Below are 12035 nucleotides of genomic sequence, written 5' to 3' on the forward strand. Positions count from 1 at the left end.
TACAGCTACAGTCTGGATGGCGGCAAAACGTGGACAACGTACACCGGTGCGATTGCGCTGAAAGCCGGCACGAACGACCTGCAAGTCAAAACCATCACGGTGGCTGATGGCATCAAGGAGCCCGACGAAAACTTCAGTCTGAGCGCCAAGCTGACCAGCAATGGTAAAGACTACAACGATAGTGGCATGGCAACGATTCTGGATGAACGCAACGCCTACTACGGTGCCGGCGGGGTAGATACTTTCCAGCTGACTTCAGGTTCGGGAAAAAACGCCGTGCTGAATATCAGCCTGAATTCCTATATGTACCAGAATGCCAATGGTCAACCGGTGTGGGCCGATATTGGTGCCGGGCCAGGGATGCAGGTGCAGAAACAAGTACAGGTGACGGTGGATACCGATCTGACCATCCGTTCCAATGACAGTAACGATTACGTTGATCTGGGTATTAGCCATGCTAACAACACGGTTTATACCGGCTCATCATTGCCAAATGCGCTGAGCAGTAACCCGACACAAAGCACCATCTTGGCATCAAAATTCATGACAGGCTCTTTGACTGGGGCCAATGCAATTATTGATGCGGATGGGATTGCGAAGCAGGACGCACTAAGCCAAGTGCAGCCGATTTCCGATACCGTGAATACTGGTCGAGGTAACGACCACATTATTGGCCAAGGTGGCAATCTGGTTGCCCATGGCGGTGCTGGGGATGACTACATTGTTGGTAATGACGCGACAAGTACGAATGGCGGTGTGGATGGTTTGCGTGGCGGTCTTGGTAATGACACGCTGGATGGCCGCGGTGGGAATGATGTCTTGCGCGGCGATAGTGGCAATGACACCTTAACCGGCGGGGCTGGTGCCGACGTCTTTTATTGGAGCTTGGGCGATCAAGGTGCCGTTGGCACGCCAGCGCGCGACACCATTACCGATTTTGGTGCGGGTGGTGAGAAGGACGTATTGCACTTGAAGGATCTGCTGCAAGGCGAGAACTCGAACAATATTACGCAATACCTGCACTTTGAAAAATCAGGTACCGACACCATCGTGCACATCAGCAGTAAAGGCGAATTCAGCGGCAGTAACTGGGTGGCCAAGGAAGATCAGGTGATTACGCTGCAAGGTGTAGATCTGACTACGGCTGGCAATGATCAGGCCATTATTCAAGATCTGATCAAAACCGGTAAATTGCTGGTGGACTAAGCGGTAGTTAGTCTCAACGTTTAAAACGGCGACCCATGGTCGCCGTTTTTTTATGCCCTTGTGGCCGAATGCGTTGGCCAGCGAGTCGGCTAGCGGGTGTTTAGGCTGATCCGCTTGCTGGTGCGTTGGCTGCGCCAAATGCAACAGTGCTTCGAGCTGCGATCAGTTTTATTGGGTGGGCTAAAAGTCGTTCGACTTTTGATCTTCTTGTGGGTATAGCCTTGAAGCCCTTTTATTTATTGGTTTTTGTGGCTATACCCTGTTCTGCGATGTGACGCGTGGCCATGCTATCGGCATGTTTTGAAATGACTTTTTTCTTTCATGCCCCTGCAACCTGAAATATGTCTAGATGTAACTTTCGCTACTTAAGCTGCCCGCTTTTGCCCAGGAGGTGGCTTATGCGGGTCTGGTTATGCTGGTGTGTATTGTGGCTGTGCGGTGTGGTGCACGCCGAAACTTATGTGTATGTGACGAACTCAACCGCGCATACGGTGCAGGTGTCGACCGTGCAAAGCGGCGCTGGCACTTTGGCCAAGGGTAGTACCTGGGGCACCGAGGCGACTGAGATTCCACCCTATGCCACCCGCAAAGTGCTGTGGATGAACCGCAATGTGGGCATCAAAAACGGGAAAACTTATTATTTTGATACCCGCATTAGCGCCGCTGGCAGCGTGGTTACGCTGAAACAAAAACTCACCGGGACTTTTTCTTCCAGCAATTTAAGCCATTCGGCGAGCGACGCGAGCTTTACCGATCCTTGGTATGGCGATCGCGACATTCATACCCGGGCTACGCAATACGCTGGCCTTGCGAGCAAAGTGTCTTACCGGGCGGAATTTACCGGCGGCTACGATGATTTGTATTACATCATCCAGCCGGATAACCAGCCAGAGCGCGCCAGCAAAGATAATGAATTCAAGCTGCTGACCTACAATCTGTGGGCCTTGCCGCCGGTGTCGAGCAATAACTGCGTGCGCTTGGATGAAATAGCCAACAATCTGGCCGGCTATGATGCGGTGGCGGTGCAGGAAGCCTTTGATAACGATTGCCGCGCCGCTTTCCTGAATAAGCTGCGCACGCAATTTCCGTATCAATCGTCTCTGGTGGATATTCCCGACAATATTTATCAGGATGGCGGCACGCTGATTCTGAGCCGCTGGCCGATTTTGCAAGACAAAACCATCGTGTTTGATCAGTGTACCGGCTCGGATTGCTTGGCCAATAAAGGCGCTAATTACGTGCAGGTGTTGAAAAAAGGCCAGATCTATCATCTAACCAATACCCATGCGCCCTCATTTGATAGCGATGAAGCACGGCAGCTGCGCAAATATGCTTTTGGCAAAATTCGTGGCCTGCTCGATGCCCAGAGCGTAGCCAGCCAAGATGTGGTGCTGATCGCCGGGGATATGAACGTCAATAAATACAAATTCCCTGATGATTATGCGCAGATGCTCAGCATTTTGCGCGCGACGGCACCAAGCAGTACCGGCTACAAAAACACCTTTGATGCCGGGGTAAACCTCAATGCGGGCAATGGGCTTTCGGGCGGTACGGTGGAGTATCTGGATTATGTGCTGGTCGGTAGCGGCACGCGCCAGCCACTGAGTGCGAGCAACGATGTGCGTGTTTTGCGCACCTTGCGCCCCGAGCTGTGGTCGATCCGCGATTTGTCCGATCATTTTCCGGTTGCCGGTTTGTTTAGCTTTTAATCATGCGGCCGAACCGAATTGCGATCATCGCGCTGGCCGCGCTCAGCGGCCTAGCCTGGTATGCGCTAGCGCCAAACTCAACCACGCCTGAGCCCGCGCCGGCGGTGGCGTCAGCCGCTGCTGCGCGCAATGCCACGGCGAGTTTTCCGGCCCACTGGGGCCGGAGCACTTCGCCAGAGCTGGCTGCGCGGCAAGCTGCGCAATGGCAGGCGGCGGCGGGGCCAGTGCAGCAATGGGCCCAGCAAGGCCAGCTGCAGCGCTGGTGGCAGCAGGCGCAGCAAGACTGCGCGCGCGCGGCCGAAACGGACTGCCGGGGTTATTGGCTAGCGGTGCTGGCGGCACAACCGGCAACACCGGCGCAGCAAGTGTTACTGCAAGCCTTGCAAACGCTACCCAAGCTCAACGAAGCTGAGCCAAAACTGGTGCAATCGCTCAATACGCCGCTGGCCGAGCGGCTGGCTAAGCTCAGCCAATTGCGCCAGCAGGTGATGGGGCCCGAGGCGGCTAAGGCGTGGTTTGGGCAAGAAGAAGCGCTGGTGGCGTACAAGGCCGCGGTGAATGATTTTGCCCGCCATGAGGCGAAAACCCTGCGCCAGCCAGCGCGGTTGCAAGCGCTGGAGGCGCTGCGGGTGCAGCATTATGGCGATTATTATGCTGAGCTGAAGGCCGCCGAAACACCGGCGCAACGCTTCGAGCTGGAATACCGGCTGGCCCTGCTGGATCAACCTAGCCCCGAGCAGGCCACGCAGTTGCGTGAGCAGCTACTCAACCGCTACTTCGAGCCGCTGGCGGCCCGTGAGCGCGCCGAGCAGTTCCGCCAGCAGGCCCAGCAGCAACAGCAACGGGCGAATTATCAGCAGGGCTTGCAGGCGCTGGCGCAGCAACGGCAGGCACAAGGCTGGAGTGAAGAGCGTTATACGCAAGCCGTGGCGCAATGGCGGGCGCAGGTGTTTGGCCCGGGGGCCTGAGCTTAGCGCGTGGTGACCGGCCCTAGCGGCTGGCCGTTGGCGCCAAACCATTGCCAGCTGAGCGCGGCGCCACGAATCTGTACGCGCAGATAGTTATTCTCGGCATAGAACTGCCGCAGCTGCGTAGCGCCGTAGCCGGTTTGCTCGGGATCAGGCGGCGAGGTGAGGGCAGAGGTGGTGAGCTCATGCACGACTTCTTGGTCAAACTGGCGGGTGAATTCGGCGCTGTGATGGCGATCGCCGCTCATGTAGAGCAAGCGGCTGGCGGGCGGTTGTTGCAACAGTCGTTCGCGCCAGCGCTGCTGCTCGACCGCCGCATGCGACCAGCCTTCCTCGCCCGGCGCACCGACCCACCACTGGCTACCGCCCAGCAACAGGGTGTGGGCCACATCGCGCTGCTGCACTTGTTGGTGCAACCACGCGAGCTGGGCCTCGCCAAAGAGCTGGCGCTGATAGGCCGGTACACTACGGCCGCGCCGCGCACTGCGGTTATCGGTGAACAAGAGCCGCACCTGCCCGAGCTGGAGCGCAAAATACGGCGTGCCACTGGGTGGGTTGGCCCACATGAGGGAAAACACCTGCGCACTTAATTTCGCGCTGGGGGCGCTGCTGTCGGCGTCGTTCAGGCCAAAATCGTGGTCATCCCAAATGGCATAATTGGGCATGGCGGTCAGTAATTCGGCCAGCGCGGCATGCTGGCGTTGCCGCTGATAGGCGCGGCACATGGCGCCCGCCTGGCTGAGATCATCGGGCGTGAAGTACAGATGATCGCCCAGCCACAGCATGGCCGGATTGGGTTGCTGGCGTGCATCGGCGACGATGCTGGCCAAAATCGGCTCTCGCCCAAACCAGCCCAGTTTTTGCAGGCAAGAGCCGATGTAGAGCGTGTGCTCGCTCGCCGGTGCGGCGACCGGTAGCTGAATACTGCGCGCAGCGCCGAGCGTTTGATCGTTCGCGCGCAGTTGCGCAGCCAGTGTTTGGCCGGCGAAGTGGGCGGGCAGCTGAAACAGCGCGCTCGTCCAGCCCTCAAGCACCTGTAGTTGCAGCGGTGCGAGCTGCTGCTGAGCCAGTTGCAACTGCAGCTGTGGATATACACCTGGTATGTATGTCCGTAGCAGCCAATCCCTATTTGCCATTTGACCCAATACCCATTGTGGTTCGGCTTGCGTTTGGCAAGCCGGCAGGAGTGCGCCGGCGGCAAGGCCCGCTAAAAACTGCCGCCGGGGCAAGACGGGGGCAGGATGCAAATGGGTAGAAGAAGTGGCTGCTTGAGGCATGATCAATCGCTGGGAGCAAGGCTGGCACAGCGGTGCCAGTGGCTAAAGCGGGCGATTGTAATGCTTGGCGGTGCGCCGTGCATACCTAAGCGCAGGTGCACTGGCAGGGCGCTATACACGCTGCTAGTCTGAGTGGTGTCTTGCTGACTCGGATAACCCCATGCCACGCTGCTGGCTACTCTTTTTTTTGCTGGGCTGGTGCGCCACGGTGCCGGCGGCGCCTGCGCTGAGCATCACGCTGAGCAATGGTGAATGGCCGCCGTATATGGGCGAAAAGCTGCCTGGGGGCGGGCGCTTAAGCCGGGTGGTGAGTGAGGCATTCGCGAGCGAAAATGTCAGTGTTCGCTATCAATTTATGCCCTGGGTGCGTGCGCTGCACGATGCCCGACAAGGGCGGGTGGCGGGCTCGGTGGGCTGGTTGCTCACTCCTGATCGACAGCGCGATTTTCTGTTTTCCGACCCGCTCTACACCGGCCGCGTAGTGATGTTTTACCGCCGCGATAGCACTGCGCCCTGGTCGCCGTGGCGCCTGATCAAAGGGCGGCGGCTGGGCTTATCACGCGGCTATGATTATGGCGCGGCAGTGTGGCCGGCGCTCACTCAGCCCGGTGCGCAAAATACGCTGGATGAGGCGGTAGATGATCTGACCAATCTGAAAAAACTGGCCGCCGGCTATATTGATGGCTTTCCCTGTGATGAAGCCGTGTGCTGGAATCTGATTCAAACGCATTGGCCGCCGGCGGAGCAAGGCCAATTTGCCACCACCAAAGAGGCGCTGCACGAGTCGCCGATACACCTCGTAATTAATCGCCAGCATGAACATGCCCAAGAGTTGATAGCGCGCTTTAATCGCGGCTTGCACAAGTTAAAACGCAGCCCACAGTGGGCACAAATCATGCCCGCTTCACCACGATAATCAGCCACCTTTTTCCCAGCAAAACCTAGCGCTACTCTCGCTGTGATTCAGCTTGGAGCTGGTTTTCAGTGAGTCGATCACTGCCGTTGACAACTGCACTTAGCGCCAGCTATTGCGCTAGCCCTCGGCATTCGCGGCTAAATGCTGACGCACTCCCGTGCGGCGCACGTATTCGGTAAGTAAAGCTTGTGCCTCGGCCTGCATAAAGCCCGTGATCACCTGCAAGCGGCTGTGTTTGTAGGCGTAATAGTCTGCATGTGGCAGCAGGCGCAACGCGCCCACATCGGGGTCGGGCCGGGCGATCACGATTGATTCAATGCCCACATTAATGATCGCCCCCAAGCACATCATGCAGGGCTCAAGCGTGGTGTAGAGCGTGCACTCGCGTTTATGTTCAGCCAGAAATGACGCGATCGATTCAATGGCTGCCAGCTCGGCATGTCGCGTGTCATCGGCGGGAGTGGAGATGGCATTACGGCCCAGCGCAATAACTCGATCATGGTGAACAATCGCAGCCCCAATGGGTAAGTTGCCGGCTTCAAGCGCAATCGAAGCTTCATTCAGGGCGGCAAGCATAAATTCCGGAGCAGGATGTGCGGGCATGGCTGATGGCGAGGCGAGAAAGTAGCTAGAGCTTAGCATGCCCGCGTCAGTTTTAGCGTGGCAGTGTTGGCGCTTAGATCGCTGCCTTAATGCAGTGTTGTGATTGAGCAGGCTGGGGCTCACCATCGGCCTGATTCTTGCGAGGCGCTTTTTGCTGTGATGACCTGCGTTCTGCTCAATACGTTTGAACAGATGAATGCAAATCCCGTGGCCAAGTAGTGACAACCGGTCGTGACAATAGCCGGGACAAAACGGGGACACTTGGGTGCGGTTTTATAGTGTTTTTATGTGGTTTTCTGCATTTTTTCGTGGCGGCGCAGAAATGAAAAAAGCCCGCAAAACCTAGTAAATACGTGGTTTTGCGGGCTTTTCTACTTGTCCTGCCAGAAGCAGGTGGTGCGCAACACGAGACTCGAACTCGCACGCCTTGCGGCACAGCGACCTCAACGCTGCGTGTCTACCAATTCCACCAATCGCGCACTAACTAACACTCACAAAAGCTAATGAGGTATGCATTTCGTGAGGAACGGAATATTAACGGCTCGGCGGCGCTTTGTCTAGTGCTGTCTGCAAAATCGCGACTTTGCCGTGCCCGACTTGATGCACATTAAAAGGGCAGTCACACTCTTGCTATACAGTGTGTCGCAACCCCATTGGAGAATATGTGATGACAACTTCCGCTCGCTATCGCGTTTATGCCCGCGCCAGCACCAAATTGCCAGAATCTCTGCGCAGCAACGATGGCATTCGCCAAGCCCTATCTGCCGTTGAAGAATATTTCCCGCTGAAACTGACTCTGGAAGATCAGCATTTTGAATTGCTGAAAGCCAGCTCAAAAACCTTTGCCCGTTATATGGTCCCAGGCAGCTTGGTAGACGCTTCATTCCAGTTTGATGCTTTGTGCGAGATTTCGAGCGAGCTGTTTAAAGAAGTACGCGATGTACGCAAAAAAGTAAAAGACATCGTGAGCGATTACGAAGATGAGCTGGAAAGCGATCACGTGGGCGCGCTGCAGTATGTGAAAGAATTCCGCTCTGAAATGGGCCCGGCTTTGGCCAAATCGATTGTTTTGCGCCGCTTTGCTAACTGCGTTGATGCGGTGTTGTTGGCGCAAATCCAATACTCAGCTGAGAACGTTGAGATCGAGCTGCACATCGAAGAGCAAAAATAAGCTTTTCGCGCTTTAAGTAATAAAAAGCCCCGCAATGCGGGGCTTTTTGCTGACTGGCCATAGCGGCCAGTGCCGGGCTTAGCCGATGAAGGCACGTGCATTGCGGAACATCCGCAACCATGCGCCGTCTTCGCTCCAATCGCTTGGATGCCAGCTGTTTTGTACGGTGCGGAATACGCGCTCTGGGTGCGGCATCATGATGCTAAAGCGGCCGTCGGCGGTGGTGACGCCGGCGATGCCTTGCGGGCTGCCGTTTGGATTGAGCGGGTATTGCTGGGTTGGTTTGCCGTGGCTATCGATGTAGCGCATGGCCACCAGTGCCTGGCCGATATCACCTTGCTGGCTGAAATTGGCAAAGCCTTCACCGTGGCTCACCACCACGGGCATCTGGCTGCCGGCCATGCCGTTGAAGAACAGCGATGGCGATTGCGGTACTTCCACCATCACAAAGCGCGCCTCAAACTGCTCGCTCTGATTGCGGGTGAATTTTGGCCAGTGTTCGGCGCCCGGGATAATACCCGACAAGTTCGCCATCATCTGGCAGCCGTTACATACACCCAGACCGAAGGTGTCGGTCCGCTGGAAGAAGGCCTCAAACTGCGCCCGCGCGGCGGCATTAAACAGGATCGATTTGGCCCAACCTTCGCCGGCACCCAGTACGTCACCGTAAGAGAAGCCACCGCAAGCCGCCAGGCCCATAAAGTCTGCCAAGTTGATGCGGCCAGCAATCACGTCACTCATGTGCACGTCGGTAGCGGCAAAGCCCGCACGGGTAAAGGCGGCGGCCATTTCCACGTGACCATTCACCCCTTGCTCGCGCAAGATGGCAACCCGCGGTTTCGCCCCTTTGGCAATGTATGGCGCAGCGATGTCGTCGCTTGGGTTGTAGCTCAGTTTCGCAAACAGGCCTTTGTCGGCTTTGTCGGCGATACGTGCGTATTCGGCATCAGCGCAGGCAGGATTGTCGCGCAGACGCTGGATTTGCCAGCTGGTTTTGCTCCAAGCCTGATGCAGGCTGATGCGTGATTCATCCAGCAGCAGACGATTGCGCTTTTTGATTTTTAGCTTGTCGTCAGAATTGGTGGTGCCAATCACATGCAGCTCGCCAGCCAGTTGCGCCTTCATAAACGCGGCAATCACGGCGGCGGTGTCGCTACGGCGTACTTGCAGTACCGCACCCAGCTCTTCATTAAACAGCACACCCATCACGCGGCCGTTTTCGGCGCGCGCCACGTCTTCCGGTGTGATTTCGTGTTGCTGACGCTGACGCACGCGGCGGTCAATACACAGCTCGTCGATTTCCAGCGTTACGCCGCAATGCGAGGCAAACATCATCTCGGTCACAGCGGCAATCAGGCCGCCATCAGAGCGATCGTGGTAAGCCAAGATTTTGCCGTCCTGATTCAGCTGCTGCACGGTGGCAAAGAATGATTTCAGGTGCTCGACGCTCACTACATCCGGCGCCCAGTTACCCAGCTGATTGTGCACTTGTGCCAGTGCCGAGCCACCCAGACGGCATTTGCCGGTGCCCAGATCGATCAACAGCAGGTCGGTGTCGTGCTCGGTAGAGAGCTGTGGTGTCAGCGTTTTGGTTACGTCCGTTACTGGCGCAAAGCCGGAAATGATCAGTGACAATGGCGCCACCACGGCTTTCTTGTCGCCGTTTTCTTCCCATACGGTTTTCATCGACAGCGAGTCTTTACCCACCGGAATCGATACGCCGAGCTGGCGACACAAATCCAGGCCCACGGCCTTCACGGTGTCGTACAGATTGGCGTCTTCACCCGGGTGGCCCGCTGGGGCCATCCAGTTGGCGGAAAGCTTCACATCGCCCAGTTTGGCGATCGGCGCGGCAACCAGATTGGTCAGCGCTTCACCCACGGCCATCCGGCCAGAAGCTGCGGCGTTAATCAGTGCCAGCGGGGTGCGCTCACCCATGGCCATCGCTTCACCTTGCAGGGTGTTGTAGCCCATCGTGGTGACCGCTACGTCGGCCACAGGCACTTGCCATGGGCCTACCATCTGGTCGCGTGCGGTAAAGCCGCCCACGGTACGATCGCCGATATTGATCAGGAATGATTTATCTGCCACCGATGGCAGTTGCAGTACTTTGTACAGCGACTCTTTCAGATCCAGCGCAGATGAATCGAATACTTTGAGCTCGGGTTTGACCCGCGTTACATCGCGGGTCATTTTGGGTGGCTTGCCCAGCAGCACGTCCATCGGCATATCGACTGGCTTGTTGCCGAAATGCGGGTCTTCTACTGTCAGATGGCGCTCGGTGGTGGTATGGCCAATCACCGCAAACGGGCAACGCTCGCGCTCACAGATCGCTTCAAAGGTCAGCAAATCGCTTGGGTGAATGCCGAGTACATAACGCTCTTGCGATTCGTTCGACCAGATTTCTTTCGGCGCCATGCCGTGTTCTTCGATGTTCACTTTACGCAAGTTAAACACCGCGCCCATGCCCGCGTCGTTCACGAGTTCTGGGAAGGCATTGGAAATACCGCCCGCGCCCACGTCGTGGATCGATTGAATCGGGTTTTTGTCGCCCAGCTGCCAGCAGCGGTCAATCACTTCCTGACAACGACGTTCCATTTCTGGGTTGCCGCGCTGTACCGAGTCAAAATCGAGATCCGCCGCGTTCGCGCCGGTATCCATCGACGATGCTGCGCCGCCACCCATCCCGATCAACATGCCCGGGCCACCAAGCTGGATCAGCAACGAGCCATCAGGCAGGCCGTTTTTGGTGACGTGGGCATCGTTGATATTGCCCAAGCCACCGGCGATCATGATTGGCTTGTGGTAGCCACGGCGCTCGCCATTTACGTCCAGCTCGAACGTACGGAAGTAACCGGCCAGGTTCGGGCGACCAAATTCATTATTAAATGCCGCGGCGCCAATCGGGCCTTCGATCATGATGTCGAGTGCCGAAGCGATACGATCTGGCTTGCCGTAAGCCGGGTCTTCCCAGTCTTGCACGTAGCCAGGGATATTCAGATTCGAAACGGTAAAGCCACACAAGCCCGCTTTCGGTTTCGAGCCACGACCGGTGGCGCCTTCGTCACGAATCTCACCGCCCGAGCCGGTGGCCGCGCCGGGGAATGGCGAAATCGCCGTTGGGTGATTGTGGGTTTCCACTTTCATCAGAATGTGGGTTTTTTGCGTTTCAAAGCCGTATTCCGCGCCGTTGCTGGCGGGGAAGAAACGCTCGATTTGCGCCCCTTCGATCACCGATGAGTTGTCTGAGTAGGCAACCACCGTGCCTTCTGGCGAGGCTTTGTGCGTTTCGCGAATCATGCCAAACAAGCTGTAATCTTGCGCTTGGCCGTCGATGATGAAGTTCGCATTAAAAATCTTGTGACGGCAATGCTCAGAGTTGGCCTGCGCAAACATGGTCAACTCAACGTCGCTTGGGTTGCGGCCCAGCTTGGTGAAATTGGCCACCAAATATTCGATTTCGTCGTCCGACAGGGCCAGGCCGTATTCGCCATTGGCGCGCTCCAGCGCGGCGCGACCACCACCGAGGATATCCACGGTTTCCAGTGGTTTGGGCTCAAAGTGGCGGAAGAGCTCGTTGCCGGCTTCCAGACCGCGGAAAACCTGCTCCGTCATCCGGTCGTGAATCAGTGGCAGCAGCAGATTTTGTTCGGCAGTCGACAGCGGCTGGCCATCGGCCTTGCTAGCGTACAGCGCCATGCCGCGCTCGATGCGGGCGATTTTGCCATCCAGGCCGCAGTGCAGCGCGATGTCGGTGGCTTTGGAAGACCATGGCGAAATAGTGCCCAAGCGGGGCAATACCAACAGCGGGGTGCCGCTAGCCAGCTCGGCCGCCGCCGGCTCGCCGTAGCTCAGAATGCGCGCCAGTACCGCGTGTTCTTCGTGGCTTAGTTCGGCAGTCAGTTCGGCAAAGTGCCAGTATTCGGCATACAGGTTGACGCTCAGCCCTTGCGCAGCCAGCGCTGAGGTGAGTTTTTCAATCCGGAACGGTGACAGCGCGGTACCGCCGCGTAGTTGGAGCACATTGGCCATGTCTTGTTAACCCAGAAATGTGGCAAAAAGTACGTAATGATACCGAAAATTGCCTTGATTTAGGGGAAAGAAAACATCTGCTTAGCCGCAAAATCGCTGGCTTGCAAGGCGCGTCATGCTACTGGCAGACCCTTGCAGGGGCGTCTGCTGGGC

The 12035-nt window shown here is 57.0% G+C and carries 8 protein-coding genes and 1 tRNA gene; 5 read left to right on the forward strand and 4 right to left on the reverse strand.

The window, feature by feature from the left end; translation table 11 throughout:
* The 3 genes from G482_RS20780 to G482_RS19335 form a co-directional block, all read left to right on the forward strand.
* On the forward strand, positions 1–1206 hold a 1206-nt coding region (locus G482_RS20780), incomplete at its 5' end, for a type I secretion C-terminal target domain-containing protein (protein WP_034618556.1).
* A gap of 398 nt (positions 1207–1604) precedes the next feature.
* Complete coding sequence (locus tag G482_RS0101100; protein ID WP_028448469.1) at positions 1605–2915, forward strand: sphingomyelin phosphodiesterase; 1311 nt, start codon at positions 1605–1607, stop codon at positions 2913–2915.
* Between the two features lie 2 nt (positions 2916–2917).
* Positions 2918–3883, forward strand: a complete 966-nt coding sequence (locus G482_RS19335) for a lipase secretion chaperone (protein WP_028448470.1) — start codon at positions 2918–2920, stop codon at positions 3881–3883.
* Between the two features lie 2 nt (positions 3884–3885).
* Here G482_RS19335 and G482_RS0101110 read toward each other — a convergent pair whose 3' ends face one another.
* Entirely contained in the window at positions 3886–4959 is a 1074-nt protein-coding gene (locus G482_RS0101110) for a metallophosphoesterase family protein (RefSeq protein ID WP_156905323.1), read from the reverse strand.
* A gap of 361 nt (positions 4960–5320) precedes the next feature.
* On the opposite strand from G482_RS0101110, the gene G482_RS0101115 reads away from it, so the two are divergent.
* Positions 5321–6076 (forward strand): substrate-binding periplasmic protein, encoded by a 756-nt coding sequence (locus G482_RS0101115; protein WP_028448472.1) that lies wholly within the window; start codon positions 5321–5323, stop codon positions 6074–6076.
* 117 nt (positions 6077–6193) lie between these two features.
* On the opposite strand, the gene G482_RS16815 is transcribed toward G482_RS0101115, so the two are convergent.
* Together G482_RS16815 and G482_RS0101125 are read right to left on the reverse strand one after the other, a co-directional pair.
* Complete coding sequence (locus G482_RS16815; protein ID WP_169721041.1) at positions 6194–6679, reverse strand: nucleoside deaminase; 486 nt, start codon at positions 6677–6679, stop codon at positions 6194–6196.
* 394 nt (positions 6680–7073) lie between these two features.
* A tRNA-Leu gene (locus G482_RS0101125) sits at positions 7074–7158 on the reverse strand.
* 188 nt (positions 7159–7346) lie between these two features.
* On the opposite strand from G482_RS0101125, the gene G482_RS0101130 reads away from it, so the two are divergent.
* Positions 7347–7850, forward strand: coding sequence for a hypothetical protein (locus G482_RS0101130; protein WP_028448473.1), 504 nt, complete (start codon positions 7347–7349; stop codon positions 7848–7850).
* Positions 7851–7928: 78 nt separating this feature from the next.
* Here the strand turns inward: G482_RS0101130 and purL are convergent, their stop codons facing one another.
* A complete protein-coding gene (gene purL, locus G482_RS0101135) occupies positions 7929–11882 on the reverse strand; it encodes a phosphoribosylformylglycinamidine synthase (RefSeq protein WP_028448474.1) in 3954 nt (1317 codons plus the stop codon).
* Positions 11883–12035 lie beyond the last annotated feature (153 nt).

The organism is Chitinibacter tainanensis DSM 15459, from assembly GCF_000429785.1.
Taxonomy (GTDB): Bacteria; Pseudomonadota; Gammaproteobacteria; order Burkholderiales; family Chitinibacteraceae; genus Chitinibacter; species Chitinibacter tainanensis.